Annotated in this window: 21 protein-coding genes; 4 read left to right on the top strand and 17 right to left on the bottom strand. The window is 63.8% G+C overall.

Going from position 1 to position 17,988, the window contains the following annotated elements; genetic code table 11:
- Window positions 1-6: 6 nt before the first annotated feature.
- From ACP7B7_RS00515 to flgB, 12 genes are all read right to left on the bottom strand, one after another.
- Window positions 7-447, bottom strand: coding sequence for a MarR family winged helix-turn-helix transcriptional regulator (locus tag ACP7B7_RS00515; RefSeq protein WP_426075418.1), 441 nt, complete (start codon window positions 445-447; stop codon window positions 7-9).
- A 147-nt stretch (window positions 448-594) separates the two neighbouring features.
- The gene (gene flgL, locus ACP7B7_RS00510) at window positions 595-1,836 is read right to left on the bottom strand and encodes a flagellar hook-associated protein FlgL (RefSeq protein WP_426075417.1); all 1,242 of its coding nucleotides are present in this window, start codon (window positions 1,834-1,836) and stop codon (window positions 595-597) included.
- A 48-nt stretch (window positions 1,837-1,884) separates the two neighbouring features.
- Window positions 1,885-3,852, bottom strand: a complete 1,968-nt coding sequence (gene flgK / locus ACP7B7_RS00505) for a flagellar hook-associated protein FlgK (protein ID WP_426075416.1) — start codon at window positions 3,850-3,852, stop codon at window positions 1,885-1,887.
- An 87-nt stretch (window positions 3,853-3,939) separates the two neighbouring features.
- Window positions 3,940-4,875, bottom strand: coding sequence for a flagellar assembly peptidoglycan hydrolase FlgJ (gene flgJ / locus ACP7B7_RS00500; protein WP_426075415.1), 936 nt, complete (start codon window positions 4,873-4,875; stop codon window positions 3,940-3,942).
- A 13-nt stretch (window positions 4,876-4,888) separates the two neighbouring features.
- Window positions 4,889-6,004 carry a flagellar basal body P-ring protein FlgI gene (locus ACP7B7_RS00495; protein WP_426075414.1) on the bottom strand — a complete coding sequence of 372 codons (1,116 nt, stop codon included), beginning with the start codon at window positions 6,002-6,004 and terminating at the stop codon, window positions 4,889-4,891.
- Window positions 6,005-6,006: 2 nt separating this feature from the next.
- Entirely contained in the window at window positions 6,007-6,657 is a 651-nt protein-coding gene (locus tag ACP7B7_RS00490; protein ID WP_426075413.1) for a flagellar basal body L-ring protein FlgH, read from the bottom strand.
- A gap of 59 nt (window positions 6,658-6,716) precedes the next feature.
- Window positions 6,717-7,499 (bottom strand): flagellar basal-body rod protein FlgG, encoded by a 783-nt coding sequence (gene flgG, locus ACP7B7_RS00485; protein ID WP_426075412.1) that lies wholly within the window; start codon window positions 7,497-7,499, stop codon window positions 6,717-6,719.
- Window positions 7,500-7,570: 71 nt separating this feature from the next.
- Entirely contained in the window at window positions 7,571-8,314 is a 744-nt protein-coding gene (locus ACP7B7_RS00480) for a flagellar basal body rod protein FlgF (RefSeq protein WP_426075411.1), read from the bottom strand.
- Window positions 8,315-8,332: 18 nt separating this feature from the next.
- Complete coding sequence (locus tag ACP7B7_RS00475; protein ID WP_426075410.1) at window positions 8,333-9,880, bottom strand: flagellar hook protein FlgE; 1,548 nt, start codon at window positions 9,878-9,880, stop codon at window positions 8,333-8,335.
- An 80-nt stretch (window positions 9,881-9,960) separates the two neighbouring features.
- The gene (locus ACP7B7_RS00470; protein WP_308924898.1) at window positions 9,961-10,662 is read right to left on the bottom strand and encodes a flagellar hook assembly protein FlgD; all 702 of its coding nucleotides are present in this window, start codon (window positions 10,660-10,662) and stop codon (window positions 9,961-9,963) included.
- A 16-nt stretch (window positions 10,663-10,678) separates the two neighbouring features.
- A complete protein-coding gene (gene flgC / locus ACP7B7_RS00465) occupies window positions 10,679-11,080 on the bottom strand; it encodes a flagellar basal body rod protein FlgC (RefSeq protein ID WP_152243586.1) in 402 nt (133 codons plus the stop codon).
- 2 nt (window positions 11,081-11,082) lie between these two features.
- Window positions 11,083-11,529, bottom strand: a complete 447-nt coding sequence (gene flgB, locus ACP7B7_RS00460; protein WP_426075409.1) for a flagellar basal body rod protein FlgB — start codon at window positions 11,527-11,529, stop codon at window positions 11,083-11,085.
- A 190-nt stretch (window positions 11,530-11,719) separates the two neighbouring features.
- On the opposite strand from flgB, the gene flgA reads away from it, so the two are divergent.
- The 3 genes from flgA to ACP7B7_RS00445 all read left to right on the top strand — a co-directional run bounded on the left by flgA (window position 11,720) and on the right by ACP7B7_RS00445 (window position 13,339).
- On the top strand, window positions 11,720-12,424 hold the full coding sequence (flgA, locus tag ACP7B7_RS00455; RefSeq protein WP_426075408.1) for a flagellar basal body P-ring formation chaperone FlgA: 705 nt from the start codon (window positions 11,720-11,722) through the stop codon (window positions 12,422-12,424).
- A gap of 133 nt (window positions 12,425-12,557) precedes the next feature.
- Window positions 12,558-12,863 (top strand): flagellar biosynthesis anti-sigma factor FlgM, encoded by a 306-nt coding sequence (flgM, locus tag ACP7B7_RS00450; protein ID WP_065306830.1) that lies wholly within the window; start codon window positions 12,558-12,560, stop codon window positions 12,861-12,863.
- 8 nt (window positions 12,864-12,871) lie between these two features.
- Window positions 12,872-13,339: a flagella synthesis protein FlgN gene (locus ACP7B7_RS00445; RefSeq protein WP_426075407.1), complete on the top strand. Its 468-nt coding sequence runs from the start codon at window positions 12,872-12,874 to the stop codon at window positions 13,337-13,339.
- 27 nt (window positions 13,340-13,366) lie between these two features.
- On the opposite strand, the gene ACP7B7_RS00440 is transcribed toward ACP7B7_RS00445, so the two are convergent.
- Entirely contained in the window at window positions 13,367-13,858 is a 492-nt protein-coding gene (locus ACP7B7_RS00440) for a hypothetical protein (RefSeq protein ID WP_426075406.1), read from the bottom strand.
- Between the two features lie 339 nt (window positions 13,859-14,197).
- On the opposite strand from ACP7B7_RS00440, the gene ACP7B7_RS00435 reads away from it, so the two are divergent.
- Window positions 14,198-14,815 carry a PEP-CTERM sorting domain-containing protein gene (locus ACP7B7_RS00435; RefSeq protein ID WP_426075405.1) on the top strand — a complete coding sequence of 206 codons (618 nt, stop codon included), beginning with the start codon at window positions 14,198-14,200 and terminating at the stop codon, window positions 14,813-14,815.
- Here ACP7B7_RS00435 and ACP7B7_RS00430 read toward each other — a convergent pair.
- The 4 genes from ACP7B7_RS00430 to motD all read right to left on the bottom strand — a co-directional run bounded on the left by ACP7B7_RS00430 (window position 14,705) and on the right by motD (window position 17,986).
- Window positions 14,705-15,907: an acyltransferase family protein gene (locus ACP7B7_RS00430; protein ID WP_426075404.1), complete on the bottom strand. Its 1,203-nt coding sequence runs from the start codon at window positions 15,905-15,907 to the stop codon at window positions 14,705-14,707. The two genes, ACP7B7_RS00435 and ACP7B7_RS00430, sit on opposite strands and share 111 nt — an antisense overlap.
- On the bottom strand, window positions 15,900-16,754 hold the full coding sequence (locus ACP7B7_RS00425) for a hypothetical protein (protein WP_426075403.1): 855 nt from the start codon (window positions 16,752-16,754) through the stop codon (window positions 15,900-15,902). Before ACP7B7_RS00425 ends, ACP7B7_RS00430 begins: the two co-directional genes overlap by 8 nt.
- 19 nt (window positions 16,755-16,773) lie before the next feature.
- On the bottom strand, window positions 16,774-17,136 hold the full coding sequence (locus tag ACP7B7_RS00420) for a translation initiation factor Sui1 (protein ID WP_426075402.1): 363 nt from the start codon (window positions 17,134-17,136) through the stop codon (window positions 16,774-16,776).
- Window positions 17,137-17,200: 64 nt separating this feature from the next.
- Window positions 17,201-17,986, bottom strand: coding sequence for a flagellar motor protein MotD (gene motD / locus ACP7B7_RS00415; protein WP_426075605.1), 786 nt, complete (start codon window positions 17,984-17,986; stop codon window positions 17,201-17,203).
- Between the last annotated feature and the right edge of the window lie 2 nt (window positions 17,987-17,988).

The raw sequence follows: 17,988 nt of genomic DNA, 5'->3' as shown, positions 1-17,988 counted from the left end.
GACGGATCAGTCCGCCAAGCGTTTCAGCAGCGCCATGGCCTGCTGCAGTTGTGCTGTTTCGTCCGGCGTCAGCCGGCTTTCGATGGTGCGTGCCAGCCAGTCCTCGCGCGCCGCGCGGCTCGCTTTCACGAGGGCGCGGCAATGGTCGGTCAGCGTCAGGATGGTCTGCCGCTTGTCGAGCGGATCGGGCGAACCCGTCACCAGCTGCGCGTCGCCCAGGGCCTGCACGGTGGCGGCCATCGACTGCGGGCGCATGCCTTCGGCGCGCGCCAGGCTGCTGACGGTGGCCGGGCCATCGCGCTCCAGCCGGCTCAGCACCGATGCCTGCGAGGGCGTGACGTCGGCGATATGCGCTTCTTCACGCAAACGCCGGCGCAGCTTGCACACCTGGATGCGCAATTCGCCGGCCAGCAGCAGGACTTGTTCGTGGTGTTCGGTAGTGGACATGAGGACGCTGGTGCGTTTAACGGCCTCAAGTATAACATATCGACAGTCTAACTGCACAGTTAGCCTGCATATCCCCTCCACGCACAAAAAAAGCCGGGGCGGAAGAGACTTCCTGCCCCGGCTTGCCGGCTGCGCTACCGGCGCAGCTTAGTTGATGTAATTAAACAGCGACAAGCCCGACACCTGGGTAAAGGTTTTCTGCGCCGCCTGCAGGGTAATCTGCTGCTGGGTGAACAGCGACACGGTCTTGACCATGTCCAGGTCCTGCAGGTCGGACAAGGTGGCCGAGTATTGCAGGTCCAGGTCGTCGCCGGAGCTGGCCAGGTAATCGAGTTCCTTCATGCGGGCGCCCACTTCGGCGGTAACCGACAGCACATTGTCGTAGGCCGTGCTGAGGATGCTGCTGGCCGAACTCAGGTTATTGGCCAGGCGGGCCTGGCCGGCGTCGCCATTGCCCGAGGTACGCAGCGCGCCGATCAGGTTGGTCATGGTGGTAAACAGCGATTCCTTGGCGCTGGGCGCCACGCCGAAGCTGTCCTGGTCGCCAGGCTTGCCGCTGATCACTACCTGCTGGCCATCGAAATTGATCGCGTCGCCGGCCTTGTAGGCCACCGGCACGGCCGGATTGGGCACCGTCTGGCCCAGGGTCAGGTCATTGATGGTGTAGCTGGTGACGGCGGCGTCGCCGGTGCCGGTGACGCTGAATTTGATTTCGTACTTGTTGCCGGTCAGCTTGCTGGCATCGGTGACGGTGCTGCTGGTGACGATGCCGGCGCCGCCGCGCGTAAAATTGCCGCTGTCGGGGGTGACGGTAAATTTGCCGTTGCCCGTCATATTGTTTTCAAACACCGCGGCGCCCGAATCGCTGGTGGCCAGGAAGCGCGACGAGCCCACCTGCAGCTCGCGCTGGCCCTGGTCGCCCGCATAGGCGGCGCCGGTCGGCGTCTGGCTGAACGGCTGGGTGCTCGACTTATAGCCGCCGAACAGATAGCCGCCGGAACCGTCGGAGGTGTTGGCAATGCCCAGCAAGTCGGTCATGCGCCCTTCCAATTCCTTGGCGATGGTGGCGCGCTCTTCGTCGCGCAAGCCCGGATTGCCGGCCTTGACCACCAGTTCCTGCACGTCGGCGATCAGATTGGTGGTGCTTTTCAGCGCCAGCTCTTCCTGCGACAGGAAATTGGTGGCGTTCGAGCGGTTGGTCACGAACTGGGTATTGAGCGCCTGCGACTGCGTCACTTCCAGCGCGCGCGCCGACGCGATCGGATCGTCGGCCGGCGTCAGGTTGCGGCGGTTGGTCGACAGCTGCATCTGCGTGCGGTTCAAGGCGCTCTGCAAATTGTTCAGCTGGGTGCTGCCCTGCTCGTAGATCATTCGTGTGCTGATGCGCATGATGCTGCCCTTCCTGATGGCGGCGGCGATGCCGCTGCAAAATAATGATTAGCGTCCGAGGCCGATGACCACGTCGAACAGGGTACTGGCAATCTGCATGACCTTGCCGCACGCCTGGTAAGCTTGCTGGTAGCGCAACAGATTGGCCGCCTCTTCATCGAGGTTGACGCCCGACACCGCCTGCTGCTGGCTGGTGGTCTGTTCCAGCAGGGCCTGGCTGGCCAGGCCGCTGACCTGCACTTCGCGCGTCTTGTTGCCGACAAAGCTGACGGTTTCCGCATACGAACCCTGGAAGGTGGCCTTGCCGCCGTCGAGGATATTGGTGGTCTGCAAGGCTGCCAGCGCCGCCGCATTGCGGTTGTCGCCCACCCCGCCCGTATTCGGCGCGATAGTGTACTTGTCGCCATTCGCCGGCACGCCCGTCATGGCCACGTTGATGCCGCCGAAGCTGAAATTGTCGCCTTCCTTGTACGGAATGCTGGCGGTGCCGGCCGGATACGTGGTGCTGTTGCCGTCGAGGCCCTTGACGGTGACGGCCTTGTCAGCAGGAAAGCCACTGAGCGCATTGCTGGCCTTGTCGTAGCTCAGGGTAACTGGCGAGCTCAAGGTATTGCCCGCTTCCAGGTAAGTCTTGTCGATAGTGCCGGCCGACAATTTTCCGCTGCCGGTATTGCTGACTGGCGCACCGGTGGTGATCGGCGAGGCCGCGGCCAGCTTGTTGCGGTCGTTGATCAGCACGCCCAGGCCGGCCGCCACATTGGCGGTCGGCCTGATGACGTAGTTGTCGCCCTCGGCGGCCGTGCCCGAAATCGAAAAATCGACGCCATCGATGGTTTGCGGCGTGGTTTGCGGATACGGATTGATGACGGTGCGCGCGCCGTCGGTCTGGCGCGTCACCACATAGTTGTTGCCGTCGTATTTCAGGCTGTAGTCGCTGGCCGTCAGCGCGCTCGGGTCGCTGATCTTGGCCGACAGCACGGTGGTGCTCGACGCACTGTTCAGGCGGCTCGCGCCGATCTGCGGGTCGGGGATCTTGAAGAAATCGCCACCCATGTCGCCGTTCAGGTCCTGGCCCAGCTTGTGCTGCTCGTTGAAGGTGGTGGCCAGGGCGGCGGCAACCTTGCCCAGCGAATTTTGCACGCGGTCCAGGGTGCCGCTGCGAAACTCCAGCAGGCCGCCCAGCGAACCGCCCGTCAGCGCGTTTTCCAGCAGGATGGTCACGTTCTTGCCCGTGACATAGCCCACTTCGACCCGGTTCGGGTCGGTCAGCGACGGCGTGGCGGCCAGCTCGAAACTGCGGTTGGCCACCACCAGCGGCTGGCCCGAGCCGATCGACAGGGTAATCGTGTTGTTCGAGCCCGGCTGCGCCGTGGTCTTGACGTATTTGTTGAGTTCGTTGACCAGCTGGTCGCGCTGGTCCAGCAAGTCGTTCGGCTGGGTCTGCGGGTCGACCGTCAGCTGCGAAATCGAGGTGTTCAGTTCGGCGATCTGCTTGGCGTAGGTATTGATCACCGCCACGTTCGAGGTGATTTGCGAATCGACGCCGGCGCCGATTTCCGACAGGCGGCCGCTCAGGCTCTGGAAGCGCGCCGTCAGCGAACTGGCGCTCGACAGCAGGGCCTGGCGCGAGGAGACCAGTGACGGGTTCGAGCTGAAATCCTGCACGCCCTTGAAAAAATCCTGCAGCGACGGCGACAGGCCGGCCGTCGAGTCGGCCAGCAGGTTGTCGATCTGGCTGATCTGCGTGTAATAGGCGTTCAGCGAGCTGGTGGTGCTTTGCGCGGCATTGACCTGGGTCGACATGAAACTGTCGTACTGGCGCTTGATCTGCGACACTTCCGTGCCCGTGCCCACATAGCCGTAACCGGCGAAGTTGGCATTCGACGTCTGCTGCTCCACCGTCTGGCGGTTATAGCCGGCCACGTTCACGTTGGTGATGTTATGGCCGGTCGTCGACAGGCCCACCTGCGCTGCGAGCAAGCCACTTTTACCGATACTGAGTAGATTCGAGGTCATGGTGTCTTTGTAGGTTCCTGTCCTGATAGTTTACGGCAGCCGTGGCGAAAACTTGAAGCCGGCGTTGACGAGAGGCTGCCGCCAACCTTAGCCGACCAGCGAACCCTTGATGATTTTTGTTAGTTTGGCAGCGTAATTCGGATCGGTGGCATAGCCGGCCTTTTGCAGGCCTTGCGCAAAGGCGCTGGCGTCGCCGGCGGCGGCCAGGACTTTTTCGTAGCGTTTGTTGCCAGTGATTAACTGTGCATAATCCTTGAAGCTATCCGCATAGCTGTCGTAGGCACGGAATTTCTCGACCTTGCGCTGCGCCTTGCCGTTGACGTATTCGGTGGTGACGGCCTCCGTGACCTTGCCCTTCCAGTCGCCGGTGGCCTTGATGCCAAACAGGTTGTGGCTGCTGCTGCCGTCGCGGCCGATGATTTCGCGCTTGCCCCAGCCCGTTTCCAGCGCCGCCTGGCCCAGCATGAACTTGGCCGGGATGCCGGTGCTCCGGCTGGCCTCTTCCGCGTGCACGCCCAGCTTTTCCTGGAAGGCGCGCACATGCGGCGCCTGGGTGGCATTGGCCTTGTCGCTCAATGTCCTGCCGGCCCCGGTCGCGGTGGTGGCCGTGGCGCCGTCGGTTGCCGCGCCCTGCTGCTGGCGGAAGGCGGCCAGCGCCGCCGCCATGCTCGACGAACGCGGCGATGCGGCCGCCTCGGCCTCGCCATCGACGGCTGGCGTCAAAGTCGAAGAGAGTTGCCGCAACAACACATCGGCCAGGCCGGTGCCGCGCTTGGCCAGGCTCTGGCTGGTCTGCTGGTCCAGCATCGAGGTGTACATCTTGCTTTGCTGGCTGTCCATGATGCCGTCCTGCGGCGACGCGTCGCGCATGCTTTTCATCATCATGTTGATGAACATGGCTTCAAACTGCGTGGCCGCCTCTTTCAGCGCGGCAGGGTCCTTCGCCTTGGCGGACTGGCGCAAGCCATCCATGCCCTTCACATCGTAGGCGGCGGTATTGCTGAGGTCGGTCTGGCTGATCATGGCATGCCCTCGATCAAATGATTTCAAGTTCGGCGCGCAAGGAGCCTGCCGCCTTCATGGCCTGCAGGATGGCCAGCAGGTCCTGCGGCGAGGCGCCGATGGCGTTGAGGGCTTTCACCACATCGGACAGCGCGGCGCCGCCCTTGACCAGCATCACCTTGCCCGGTTCCTTCTTGATATCGATCTGCGCCGTCTGCGTGACGACCGTGGTGCCGCCCGACAAGGGTGGCGGCTGGCTGACCTGCGGCTCGGTATTGATCGTCACCGACAGGTTGCCGTGCGAAATGGCGCAGGTTTCCAGGGTCACCGACTGGTTCATCACCACCGAACCGGTACGCGCGTTCATGATGACCTTGGCGGCCAGGCGGGCCGGGTTGACTTCGATGCTTTCGAGCTGGCCCAGAAAGGCCACGCGCTGGTCGCTGCCGGCGGGCGTGCGCACCTGGATCACGCGCCCGTCGAGCGCGGCGGCGGTGCCGGGGCCATAGCGGCTGTTGACGGCCTCGACCACCCGGCTGGCGGTGGCGAAATCGGTGGCGTTCAATTCGAGGCGGATGATGTCGTTGGCGCCCACCGCGCTGGCGACGCTGCGCTCGACCGTGGCGCCGCCCGAGATGCGCCCCACGCTCAAATGATTGACGGTCACGGAACTGCCGGCCGCCTGCGCGCCCACGCCGCCGACCAGCACATTGCCCTGCGCCATGCCATATACCTGGCCATCGGCGCCCTTCAGCGGCGTCATCAGCAAGGTGCCGCCGCGCAAGCTTTTCGCGTTACCCATCGACGACACGGTGACGTCGAGCAGCTGGCCCGGCTGGGCAAACGCCGGCAAGGCCGTCGTCACCATCACGGCGGCGACGTTTTTCAGTTGCAGGCTGGAGCCTTGCGGCAGGTTGATGCCCTGCTGCTGCAGCATGGCTGCCACGCTCTGGATGGTAAACGGGGTCTGCGTGGTCTGGTCGCCACTGCCGTCCAGGCCCACCACCAGGCCATAGCCCATCAGCTGATTCTGGCGCACGCCGGCGATGCTGGCCAGGTCTTTCAGGCGTTCGGCCTGCGCCAGCGGCGCGAGCAGCGATGCCGCCAGTGCGCAGGCGGCCAGCAAACGGGGGAAAGTCACGGTCGCCATGATCAGAACGGCAGCAGGCTGAGGAAGAAGCGCGAGGCCATCGAGGCCATTTCGGCGCGGTCGATCTGGCTGTTGGTGCGGTATTCGACGCGCGCGTCGGCCACCTGGGTCGACGGCACCACGTTGCCGATGCCGATCGTGTCCGGATTGACCATGCCCGAGAAACGGATGAATTCGGTGCCCTTGTTCATGGCGATCTGTTTCTCGCCGGCCACGATCAGATTGCCGTTCGGCAGTTCCTCGATCACCGTCACGCCGATCGTGCCGGAAAAGGTGTTGCTGGCCGACTGGTTGTCGCCAGCCGCGTTGCTGAGCTTGCCTTCCACCGCCACCGTGCCGCCGAAGCGGCCCTGCAGCAGGCCCGGCGTGCCGAAACTGGCGCTGTTCGATTTGTTGCCCGAGCTGGCGCCCGACTTGACGGCGTTGGTGCGTTCGGTAATCGCGATGATCAGGGTGTCGCCCACGTGGCGCGCGCGGCGGTCTTCGAAGGCCGGGCGGTAGGTCGACGGCTGGTAGATGGCGCCATTGGTGGCCACCACCGGTTCCGGCAATGGTGCGCGGGTCGTGGTCGGGTAAGGCACGATCGAGGTGGGGGTAACCGCGCAGCCGGACAAGACGGCTGCCGCGACGAGGGCGATGATGGGGTAAAGCATGGTGGGCCTCCGCTGCCATCCGCCAGGCGGATGGCATGACAACTGAATAGTGAAGCTGATTAAAGCTGTGAAAGTTTCTGCAACATCTGATCGGACGTGGTGATGGCCTTGCTGTTGATTTCGTAGGCGCGCTGCGTCTGGATCATGTTGACCATTTCCTCGGCCACGTTGACGTTCGAGGTTTCGATATAGCCTTGCAGCAGGATGCCGGCGCCATTGGTGCCCGGCGTATTGGTCTGCGCCACGCCCGAGGCGCCGGTTTCCATGTACAGGTTTTCGCCTTTCGATTCCAGGCCGGCCGGATTGACAAAGGTGGTCAGTTGCAGCGCGCCGATCTGCGAGGGCGCCACCGTGTCGGGCAAGGTCACCGAGACGGTGCCGTCGCGCGCCACCGTCAGGCTCAGGGCATTGGTCGGCACGGTGATCGCCGGCTGGATCACGAAGCCTTCGGAGGTCACCAGCTGGCCGTTGGCGTCGGTCTGGAACGAGCCGTCGCGGGTGTAGGCGGTGGCGCCGTCGGGCAGCAGCACCTGGAAAAAGCCGGTGCCGTTGATCATCACGTCGCGCGAATTGCCGGACGCCTGCGGGTTGCCCTGAGTATGGATGCGTTCGGTGGCGACGGTGCGCACGCCGGTACCGATCTGCAGGCCCGATGGCAGCTGGGTCTGCTGTGACGATTGCGCGCCAGGCTGGCGCACGTTCTGGTACAGCAAATCTTCGAACACGGCGCGCGATTTCTTGAAGCCGGTGGTGCTGACGTTGGCCAGGTTATTGGCGATCACGTCCATCTGCGTTTGCTGCGCTTCCAGGCCGGTCTTGGCAATCCAAAGGGAACGTATCATGATTTTTCTCCAATAACAGCGCGCGCAGGCCCTGTGATAATTTCTATTCGACCATTATGCGGCCCGCCCTATCAATTCAAAGCGAGGATCTGGGTGGCTTTCGCCGCGTTGTTCTCGGCATTCTTGAGCAGGCTCATTTGTGTTTCGAACTGGCGCGCCAGCGCGATCATGGTCACCATCGAGTCGACCGGGCTGACATTGCTGCCCTCCAGGGCGCCGGTGGTCAGCTTGACGGTCTGGTCGGCCGGCGGCACGCTGCCATCCTTGACGCGGAACAGGCCGTCGTCGCCGCGCACCAGCATCTGCTCGGGCGGGTTGACCAGCTTGATGCGGCCCAGCACGGTCGACGGCCCCGGCGGCACGTCGGTGGAAATCGTGCCGATGGTGCCGTCGCCGGCGATCGCCACCGTCACGCCGGGCGGCACCGCCAGCGGCCCCGTATCGCCCTGCACCATCAGGCCGGACTGGGTCTGCAGCATGCCGTTCTCGTTGAGCTTGAGCGCGCCGTTGCGGGTATAGGCTTCCGAACCGTCGGCCGACTGCACCGCGATCCAGCCATTGTTTTCCACCGCCACGTCGAGCGCGCGGCCGGTATGGATCATCGGCCCCTGCTCGAAGTTGGTGCCGACCGTCGAATCGACGACAAAGGTACGCGTCGGCATCATGCCGTCGGCCACCACCGGCACCGCGCGAAACGAGTCGAGCTGGGCGCGAAAGCCCGTGCTGGTCGCGTTCGCCAGGTTGTTGGCGGTGGTCGCCTGCTTCTCCATGATGTGCTTGGCACCCGAGCTGGCGGTGTAGATAAGACGGTCCATGTGCTGCTCCTTGCTGTATTACCGCAGATTCACGAGGGTCTGCAGGATCGAATCCTGCGTCTTGATGGTCTGCGCATTGGCCTGGTAGGCGCGCTGGGCGGTGATCATGTTGACCAGCTCGGCCGTCAGGTCGACGTTCGAGACCTCCACCGCCGACGAGCGCAGGCTGCCGGCGGTGCCGGTGCCCGGTTCGCCGATGATGGGGCTGCCCGAGGTCGAGCTTTCCGCCCAGGCATTGTTACCCAGCGGCTGCAAACCATTCGGATTGGTAAACGAGGTCACGATCACCTGGCCCAGGTCGCGCGTGCGGCCATTGCTGTACTGGCCCTGGATGATGCCGTCGACGCCCACCACGAAACGGCTCAATTGGCCGGCCGCATAGCCGTCGGCCACGGTTTTCTTTTCACTGGTGGCGATCCCCAGCTGGGTCGAGTTGCTGAAATCGACCTTGATCGCCAGGGTGCCGTTGGCGCCGGTGGCCGGGATGATCGGCAGGGTGACATCGATCGGCAAGGTTTGCGGCGGATTGAGCGCCAGCATGGCGGCCTTGTCCAGGCTGCCGACGCTGTTGAAGATCAGCGAAGCGGTCTTCACGGCAGGCACCACGGTGGCGGCGGCAATCGCGGCGTCGATCTGGTCCGGCGTGCGGGTCGAATTGACGCCGTTGGCCACCGCACTGCCATAGGTGGCGGCAATCGCGGCCAGTTGCGCGGTACTGGCGCCGGCGGTACCGGCGGCGGTGGTGACGGCGGCGCCGGCCGCATTGGCATAGGCAATCGCGGCACTGGCGACATTGGCCGGCACCTGCGGCACGGCGGTCACGGCGGCCTGGTAGGCGGTGCGCGCGGCCAGGGCGGCGGGATCGGTCTGCAGCGCCGCGGCAGCCTTGCCGCTGGTCACTTCCAAGTCATCGGAGGCGGTATACACGTCCCAGGTATTGGTGCCGGTCTTGACGTAGAACATCGACATGGTGTGCGCATTGCCCAGCGTATCGTAGACGGCGACGGGGATCTGCTTGTTGTACGAGGTCGGCTGGTTCATGCTGAACGGCACCGTGGTCGGCATTTCCGAATTCGAATTGAGGTTGATCTGGGTGTCGACCTTGGTGGTGGCCTGCGGACTCATGTCGCCCGGGTCGATCTGCAGCGCGACCGGCGCGCCGGCCAGCACCTTGCCGTTGGCGTCGACCGGGTAGCCGGTCAGCTGGGCGTTCTGGGCATTGACGATGAAGCCGTTCTTGTCGACCTGGAACTGGCCGTTGCGCGAATACTGGATGGTGCCGCCCGCGTTGGTGCGGAAAAACCCGCCGCCGTTGATGGCGATGTCGAGCGGATTGGCCGAGGTTTCCAGGTTACCCTGGGTAAATGATTGCGTCACTTGCGAAACCGCCACGCCGATGCCGGCCTGGTTGCCGGACACGCCATACAGCGAGCTGGCGTAGATATCGGCAAACTGCGCCTGCGACTGCTTGAAACCGACGGTGCCCGAGTTGGCGATATTGTTGCCGATGACGTCCAGCGATTTGGCGGCGCCGTTCAAGCCGCTCAGGCCTTGTTGGAAAGACATTGTTTGCTCCTGGTAAGGAATTTTTTCGTTAGAGGGTCAGGGAGCAGCGGGTTTCAGGCTGCAAAGGGGTTTTGCAACACTTACAAGATCTGCTTCACGTCGGCCATGCTGATGCTGCCCACGCCCGGCACATTCAATTTCACGCCGGCCGTGCCGGTCGAGACGCTGGCCACCGAACCGAAGGTCAGGCCGGTGGCGTCCTTGAGTTTTTCACCGCCGCGCGTGGCCACGACATCAAAGGTATACGCGCCGTCGGCCAGCACGATGGCCTTGCCTTCCGCATCTTTTTCGCCGGTTTCGCCGTTCCAGCCCAGCGGCAAGGTACCGGCCGCCTGGGCGCCCAGATCAATGGAATGGACTTCCTTGCCGGCGCCGTCATAGATGACGACCTTGACATTGTCGGCCGCCGTCGCCAGGTCGACGCCCAGCAGGGCGGCGCTTTTGCTCAAGGTAATGCCCTTGCCGGCCGTCAGCACGCCATGGCCGATGATATTGGCTGCCTGCATCGATTCGGCCTGCTGGTAACTGGTTTTCAAGGTTTCCAGAGTCGAATTGAGCTTGTTGACGCCGGTCACCGTCGACAGCTGGGCCAGCTGGCTGGTCAGCTGCGCATTGTCGAGCGGATTCATCGGGTCCTGGTTTTGCAGCTGCGTGACCAGCAAGGTGAGGAATTTATTGGTGTCCTCTTCCACGCTGCCGGCGGCGGCCGTGGTTTTCTTCGGATTCATCGTCGCCATCAGATCGGTGGTGACGGCGGGAGTGCTGGTATCGATGGTTGCCATAATGATCAATCAGGCCTTATTGGCCGAGGGTGAGTGTTTTCAGGAGCAGCGACTTGGCCGCGTTCATGGTTTCCACGTTCGTCTGGTAGGAGCGTGACGCGGACAGCATATTGACCATTTCATCGACGGTATTGACGTTGGGCATGGTGACATAGCCCTTGTCGTCGGCCAGCGGATTCTTCGGGTCGTACACCAGCTTCATCGGCGAAGGATCTTCGATCACCTTCTGTACCTTGACGGCGGTGCCGCCATTGGCCAGCGGCACGGCTTCGAACACCACCTGCTTGGCGCGGTAGGCTTCGCCACTGGCGCTGGTGGCGCTGTCGGCATTGGCCAGGTTGCTGGCCACGGTGTTCAGGCGCTGCGCCTGGGCGCTCATTGCTGAACCGGAAACATTGAAAATATTAAATAGCGACATGATTATTGTCCTCCCTGGATGGCCGTCAGCATGCTCTTGATCTGCGAATTGAGCAGCGTGATGCTCGCTTCATAACGAATCGCATTGTCGGCAAAGGCATTGCGCTCCAGGTCCATGTCGACCGTATTGCCGTCGACGGCGCCCTGGGCCGGTGCGCGGTACAGCAGCGGCGTGCCATCCGGCATGGTTTCGACCTTGGCGCCGGTGGCGGTGCCGGCGGCCACGCCGTTGCCTGGCAGATGCTTCGCAGCCGTGCCAGTCAGGGCCGGCGCCACGCCCTCGCTGCGGGCCAGCACGCCTTTCAGGGCGCTGGCGAAATCGACGTCGCGCGCCTTGTAGTTGGGTGTATCGGCGTTGGCGATATTCGAGGCGAGCAATTCCTGGCGTGTCGAACGCAAGCTCAGCGCAGACTCGTGGAAGCGCAGGTAATCGTCGAGTTTCCCTATCATGTCAGGCTCCGGAAAGGTCCGCCACTGGCGCCTCATGGCGGAAGGATGGCGATATATATGATGACAGGAATGATAGTACGATTCTCGGTAGCAATACCATCGTCGGATCAGACCACACTTTCGCCCCTTAATCCACGCTTCAAGGACCGCCGGCGCGACTATCATGGCAGTATTCCAGAGGCCTATCATCATGAAAAAAACATTCCTCTCGCTGCTGTCAGTACTTGTTGCATTGGCGCCACTGACGCCGGCGCAAGCGCAAACTGCCGGCCGCCAGTCGCCGGAAGCGCTGCGGCAGACGGTACAGCAATTCCTGCAAGTGCAAAGCAATGGCCTGCCGGGCCAGGTCACCGTCACGGTCGGTGCGGTCGACCCGCGACTGAACCTGGCCGCCTGCCCCGCGCCGCAAGCCTTCATGGCGCCGGGCAGCCGCGCCTGGGGCAAGAGCACGGTGGGCGTGCGCTGCACCGCGCCGGCCAACTGGACGATTTACCTGCAAGCCAATGTGGCGGTGGTGGGCGATTATATCGCCAGCGCCGTGCCGCTGGCGCAAGGACAGACGATAGACGCCAGCCAGCTGGTGACGATGCAGGGCGACCTGGCGGCATTGCCGGCCGGAATCGCCACCAATATGGAACAAGTGGTGGGCGCCAGCACCAATATGTCGCTGCCGGCGGGCACGCCGATGCGCACCGACACCCTGCGCCGGCCACCGGTGGTCAAGCAGGGCCAGCTGGTCCGGGTAGTGTCCAGCGGCAATGGTTTCCAAGTAGCATCAGAAGGCCGCGCCATCGGCAACGCCGGCGATGGCCAGGTGGTGCAGGTACGGACCCAGGGCGGTCAGCAGATCAGCGGCGTGGCGCGCGCGGGCGGCCTGGTGGAGGTGGCATTCTAGGCCGCTGTGACGGCTGAAATAAACTTGTATGGACAGCGATATTGTGGTCTGGCACACTAAAGTTTCAGGATTAGTGGCCGATAAAGACTCATATCCCGGAGTTTTTTGACTTCGACCAGACGAGGATCACGTTGTGAAAATTACCGATAACATAAAAAGCAATCCCGGCTTGCCGGTCACGCCGGCGGCCACGTCCGGCGCCCGCAACACCGAGAAGGCGCAAGCTGCCCCGGCATCGTCGGACAGCGTACGCCTGTCGCCGCAAGGACAGGCACTGGCGACCAGTGCAACGACCAGCAGCAATAGCGTGTTCGACACCAAGAAAGTCGAACGCATCAAACTCGCGATTGCCGACGGCCAGTTCCAGGTCAATTCTGAAAAAGTGGCGGACGGTCTCCTCGACACGGTCAAGGACCTGCTGCACTCACGAAATAGATAGGTTCCTCCATGCAATCCGTGACTCCGTTTTCCAGCCTGCGCGACGAGCATGAGCTCATGACCACACTGCTGGCATTGATGAAGCAGGAACAGCTGCATCTGGTTGCAGCCGATATCGATGCAATTTCGGACATTACGGTGCGCAAGACAGCGCTGATCGGACAATTGAGCCAGCTGGCGCAACAACGCCACCAGGCATTGGCCGCCGCCGGTTTTGCCGCCGGCGAAGACGGCATGGACGGCTGGCTGGCCGCCACCGGCGAGACGGAAGCGGCACCGGCATGGCAGGCGCTGCTCGACACCACGCGCGCCGCCAAGGAACAGAATCGCCTGAACAGCCTGCTGGTCAACAAACACCTGCTGCACACCCAGGGCGCACTCGGCGCCATGCGCCCGGCCGCCCAAAGCGGCAACTTCTACGGCCCCAGCGGCCAGACCACCAGCAATACCACCCATCGCCGCGTCGTTATCGGCTGATAGCGCCTATGCCCGGTTGGTAACAGCTCAGGGAAGCGGCAACAAGGGTTCTATCACAAACAGCAACAAGCCATTGCTGCATGCGTGCGCCGTGGCCGCCGCCAGCCAGGCAGGCCGTGCCCCAAAGTTGCGCGCCACCAGATAACTTGTTGCGAAGGCCAGTCCGCCGATGAACGTCATGCTGGCGTGCAAAATACCAGCACCATTCAGGACATGCCCGAAAGAGAACAGTGCTGCACTGGCCAGAAGGCAATACTGCGCACGCACGCCAAATCGGCGCATCAATTCGATGGGCAGCCATTGTCCAATTACGGTCTCGGTCAACGGCGCAAACACCACCGCAGCCCAGAACAGCTTTGCCATGCCAGCGCCTTCCAGGCCTGCAGCTGCCGAACCACCTAGTTGTTCAAGCTTAAACAAATTCAAGGCCAGTAACGCCAGTGGCACGCAAATGCACACATTGAGCAAGCCCGCACACAAACCCAGTACCATGGCACCTGTCTTCGGACGCTGTGCCATGCGAGCCCGAACCGCAGCGAGGCCCGGCGCCGACGGTGGCAAGCTCCAGACTGACGATTTCAACATTGTTGATCCACTCCTGATATCGGTTCAATATGATAGCGTGCCGGCATTCTTGAAAATACATTAATTGTTTCAATGTCTACATACCACCCGTTTGCGCCCGCGCAAAGTCATCTGCGCGCGGCGCCGTATGCTCATGTCTGGCACGCCGCACCTCAAACAGGCGGACTTTTCCCGCTGACAAAAAAACATCTCCTCGGTTGACGTTGTTGCCTTGCATCGCGCCCGGCGCCCCGGCGCAGGCGTACCCAATCAATCGCACACAGGAGCATGAATATGAACGCTATCGCACTATCGCGGGCAAGCGCGGCGCTGTTGTTAGGCTGCAGCCTGCTGGCACCCCAGGCCCAGGCCGACACGGAAGTGGTACGTTATGGCAACCTCGTTGCCAACGCCGTCGTGGCAACCCCGTTGCTGTCGCAAGACTCGCTGGTGATCGACACCTTCACCACGGAACGGGGCGCGCTGTCGCAAACGACCACGTTTACCGTCGGCGACGGCGTCGAGTACTTTTCCGGCAATGCCGCCTGGCTGGTCAACACCGCCTCCGATTTCGGCCCGCGCCTGGTCGGCGTGAATATCGACCTGTTCGACGCCACCAACACCCTGCTGCAATCGGACGACTTTGTCGGCGTGCTGGGCGGCTTCGCCCACTCCACCTTCGGCGGCCTGCTGGGGCCGGGTACCTATACCCTGGTGGCGACCGGCACCGGCATCCGCGATTCCCTGCTGGACATTTCGCTGACCCTGGCCGTGCCCGAACCACGCACCTACGGCATGCTGCTAGCGGGGCTGGGCCTGGTCGGCCTGGGACTGTGGCGCCGCAAAAGCGGCACTGCCAGCGACGGCGACCGCTGGCAAATGATGCGTTTCCAGCCAGGTACGCCAGCGTAATCCTGGCCGCTCCACCAGGCAATACAACAGCGCCGCCGCCAGCAGCGCCGCGCCGTTGTAGACGCAAAATGCCAACATGGAAGACGCCGCCAGGGAGTCCCCCATGGCAGCGTCGATGGCGTGATACACCTGCTTGTGCGTCAGATACAGGCTGAACGCCAGAGTGGCCAGGGCATGGGCGCCGGGCAGGCGCCAGCGGCCGGGCAAGCTGTGTTCGCTGATGCAGCCCAGCACCAGGCAGGCCAGGCTGGCGGACAACAGCGGATAGCCAAAGACGATGCCGGCAAGGCCGGGCACGCCCTGCAGCAGGCACATGGCGGCGCCCAGGCCGGCCGTGCCTGCCGCCAGCAGTGCCACGCCGCGCGCCATCAGCCACGCCCACCAGGCCGGGCGAAAGCCACGCACGGCCGCCAGCAGCACGCCGGCCAGCAAGCCGTCGAGACGGGTGTAGCTGAGCATGTAGATGTGTGTGATGAAGGCCGGGACATACGCCGCCTGGCCCGCCAGCGGCGCCAGTTCCTGCCGCCATAGCCAGGCGCGCAGCAGCATGCCGCCCAGGAACACCCCCAGCACCACGGCGGCCGTTCTGGCCAGGCAGGGCCGCCGCGCCAGCCACCAGACGATGGGCGGCAGCAGCAGATAAAAATGCTCTTCCACGCACAGCGACCAGGCGTGGGAAAAAGCGCGCTGGTCCATGCTGGCCGGCAGCAGGTTAACGGTAAAGGTAAGGAATTGCCACAGTGGCCGCATCCGGTCGGCTTCGGCCGTGGCGGGGAACAGCACATACAGCGCCAGCACCGTGAGATAAGCCGGCAGGATGCGCAGCGCGCGGCGCAGCATGAAGCTGCGCCACCATGGCCGCCAGGCCGGCGCCTCGCCACTGGCCCACGGCCGCAGCAGCTGCCAGCCGATAAGATATCCGCTGAGCACGAAAAACAGGTCGACGCCGATCCAGCCAAAGCCGATCAAGGGCCCGGGAAAGCGCGGGCCATGGCTTTCCAGGTGATACAGCATGATCCAGCCGATGGCCAGCGCGCGCAACAAATCCAGGCCGGGCAGGCGCGCGCCGGGCACAGCCGACACTTTAACCATGGGCGGGCCGGCCCGCATGCTGGCGAAAGCGGGCGGCGATGGCATTGGCACGGCTCACGGCGGCGGCCTGCTGCTCCGGTGACAGTTCATCGCGCAGCCAGTGCCAGTAGCTGTCCTGGTAGGGATTGACGGTGCCGGGCGTGAGGATATCGTCATGCACCATGCGCAGGGCCAGCAGATAGCCATACGCCAGCGGCGCGTCTTTCCTGACCACCTCGCCATCGGCCAGGTAAGCCATCATCAGGGTGCTGAGGCTGGACAGCTCGGCCTGCTCGGCTTGCGCCGTCAGTTGCGCGACCGCTTGCTGTTTCCACGCCAGCACGAGTGGATCATCGGGCCGGCTGCGCAGGGCGCTGCGGTCACCGAAAGGGCCTTCATAAAAAAAACGCGTGCTGGCGCCCGCCACGCCGCCCTTGGCCGCCAGCGCCAGGAAATCGAGACGGGCGCCTTTCTGGCGCTCCGTCAGGTCCGCGCACAGGTGCTGCTGCGCCGATTTTTCGTCCGCCGTCATCTCGCTGCCGCGGTCGAATTCCAGCGCCGGCAAGCGCCCTTCTTTCTGGAACACGATGCAATCGTCGAGCAGATTGTAGGCGGCATAGGCGTCGTCCGGGCTGCCGCTGGCGGCCAGGCGCGCCAGTTGCTGCTCCAGGCCGGGCGCGGCGCTTGCCTGGGCGGATGCGGGCGCAGGCGCCGGGCTGGCGTCGAGATTGAAATACGACGACAGGCTGTTCCCTGTGGATGCCGGCGTCAGCACGGCCGGGGCCACCTCGGGCGCCGGCCAGCAGACATAGGCCAGCGCCGCCAGCACAGGCAGCGCGACGACCATCAGGGCGGGAAAGGGGCGCATGGGCTGGCGGGGTTACCGTTCAGCCGCCAGCCTGTTTCGGCTTGTGCCCCAGTTTCACGAGCGCCGCCATGATGGCGGCCACGTGATCGCCCTGCACTTCGATCACGCCGTCCTTGACTGTGCCGCCCGAGCCGCACTGCGTGCGCAGCTGCTTGCCCAGCAGGGCCAGCGCGATGGCGTCCAGCGGCAAGCCCTTGACGATGGTCACGTTCTTGCCGCCACGGCCCTTGGTCTGGCGCGCCACGCGCACGGCGCCGTCGCCGACCGGTGCCGCTTTTGCCGCGGCCTTGCACGTGCATAGCGCCAGCGGCTGGCGGCATGCCGGGCACATGCGGCCTGTTTCGGTGGAATAGACCAGGCCGCCTTGGGAACTGCTTTTCATGATGGGGATATAAAGAACAAAGATGCCGCGATTGTAGCAAGCGGCAAGGCCAGCCGCAGCCTGATTATTGCGGGTTGCCAGGCAAAGGCGCCGGCGCGGTCGGCACTTCCGTCACCGTGTCGGCAATGCCGGACAAAATCGTCACGGCGACCCGGCGGTTGCGTGCCCGCCCTTCCGGCGTCTCGTTGTCGGCGACCGGGATATTGTCGGCGTGGCCGACCGCCGTCAGGCGCGAAGCCTGCACGCCGCTGGCGATAAACAGGCGCACCACGGCGCTGGAGCGCGCCGACGACAGTTCCCAGTTCGAGGCAAAGGTGGAATTGCTGATCGGCTGGATGTCGGTATGGCCTTCCACCTGCACATTGTGGGCGTCGCCGCGCAGCAGCACGGCCACCGCGCGCAGCGCCTGGTCAGATTCCGCCGTCAGGCCGGCCGCGCCCGGATCGAACAGCACGCTGGCATTGATTTCCACGCTGACGCCACGGCTGGTCTGGGTCACGCGCACCTTGCCTTCTTTCACCAGTGGCGCCAGGGTCGAGGTGAGGTCCTGCGCCAGGCGCGTCATGTGTTCGCGCTCGCGGCGGATCGCTTCGGTACGGCGTTTCAGGGCCGGGTTCGGCAGCGGGATCGCCTGCGGCGCTTCCATCTGGATCGGCGGCGCGCCCTTGTCGAGGCTGAAGGCGGTGCCGATGGCATCGGAAAACACGCGGTACTTGCCTTCATTGACCTGCGAAATCGCATACATGACGACAAAAAAGGCGAACAGCAGGGTGATGAAATCGGCGTAGGAAATCAGCCAGCGGTCCTGGTTGTCCGGCTCCTCGTCATACTTCCTGCGCGCGCGCCGCATCA

It is taken from the genome of Janthinobacterium sp. PSPC3-1 (genome assembly GCF_049896105.1).
Lineage (GTDB): Bacteria > Pseudomonadota > Gammaproteobacteria > Burkholderiales > Burkholderiaceae_D > Janthinobacterium.
The sequence above is the reverse complement of the archived record's forward strand: the minus strand, read 5'-3'. Positions and strand labels throughout refer to the sequence as shown.

What these genes read in the sequence shown, in the direction of transcription:
- ACP7B7_RS00445 (WP_426075407.1), top strand. Translation starts at nt 12,872, where the DNA reads ATGCAATCCGTGACTCCGTTTTCCAGCCTGCGCGACGAGCATGAGCTC.
- flgJ (WP_426075415.1), bottom strand. Translation starts at nt 4,875, where the DNA reads ATGATCAGCCAGACCGACCTCAGCAATACCGCCGCCTACGATGTGAAG.
- motD (WP_426075605.1), bottom strand. Translation starts at nt 17,986, where the DNA reads ATGCGGCGCGCGCGCAGGAAGTATGACGAGGAGCCGGACAACCAGGAC.
- flgC (WP_152243586.1), bottom strand. Translation starts at nt 11,080, where the DNA reads ATGTCGCTATTTAATATTTTCAATGTTTCCGGTTCAGCAATGAGCGCC.
- ACP7B7_RS00425 (WP_426075403.1), bottom strand. Translation starts at nt 16,754, where the DNA reads ATGCGCCCCTTTCCCGCCCTGATGGTCGTCGCGCTGCCTGTGCTGGCG.
- ACP7B7_RS00480 (WP_426075411.1), bottom strand. Translation starts at nt 8,314, where the DNA reads ATGGACCGTCTTATCTACACCGCCAGCTCGGGTGCCAAGCACATCATG.
- ACP7B7_RS00470 (WP_308924898.1), bottom strand. Translation starts at nt 10,662, where the DNA reads ATGGCAACCATCGATACCAGCACTCCCGCCGTCACCACCGATCTGATG.
- ACP7B7_RS00420 (WP_426075402.1), bottom strand. Translation starts at nt 17,136, where the DNA reads ATGAAAAGCAGTTCCCAAGGCGGCCTGGTCTATTCCACCGAAACAGGC.
- ACP7B7_RS00490 (WP_426075413.1), bottom strand. Translation starts at nt 6,657, where the DNA reads ATGCTTTACCCCATCATCGCCCTCGTCGCGGCAGCCGTCTTGTCCGGC.
- flgL (WP_426075417.1), bottom strand. Translation starts at nt 1,836, where the DNA reads ATGCGCATCAGCACACGAATGATCTACGAGCAGGGCAGCACCCAGCTG.
- ACP7B7_RS00440 (WP_426075406.1), bottom strand. Translation starts at nt 13,858, where the DNA reads ATGGCACAGCGTCCGAAGACAGGTGCCATGGTACTGGGTTTGTGTGCG.
- ACP7B7_RS00515 (WP_426075418.1), bottom strand. Translation starts at nt 447, where the DNA reads ATGTCCACTACCGAACACCACGAACAAGTCCTGCTGCTGGCCGGCGAA.
- ACP7B7_RS00495 (WP_426075414.1), bottom strand. Translation starts at nt 6,004, where the DNA reads ATGGCGACCGTGACTTTCCCCCGTTTGCTGGCCGCCTGCGCACTGGCG.
- flgA (WP_426075408.1), top strand. Translation starts at nt 11,720, where the DNA reads ATGAAAAAAACATTCCTCTCGCTGCTGTCAGTACTTGTTGCATTGGCG.
- flgG (WP_426075412.1), bottom strand. Translation starts at nt 7,499, where the DNA reads ATGATACGTTCCCTTTGGATTGCCAAGACCGGCCTGGAAGCGCAGCAA.
- flgB (WP_426075409.1), bottom strand. Translation starts at nt 11,529, where the DNA reads ATGATAGGGAAACTCGACGATTACCTGCGCTTCCACGAGTCTGCGCTG.
- ACP7B7_RS00435 (WP_426075405.1), top strand. Translation starts at nt 14,198, where the DNA reads ATGAACGCTATCGCACTATCGCGGGCAAGCGCGGCGCTGTTGTTAGGC.
- ACP7B7_RS00430 (WP_426075404.1), bottom strand. Translation starts at nt 15,907, where the DNA reads ATGGTTAAAGTGTCGGCTGTGCCCGGCGCGCGCCTGCCCGGCCTGGAT.
- ACP7B7_RS00475 (WP_426075410.1), bottom strand. Translation starts at nt 9,880, where the DNA reads ATGTCTTTCCAACAAGGCCTGAGCGGCTTGAACGGCGCCGCCAAATCG.
- flgK (WP_426075416.1), bottom strand. Translation starts at nt 3,852, where the DNA reads ATGACCTCGAATCTACTCAGTATCGGTAAAAGTGGCTTGCTCGCAGCG.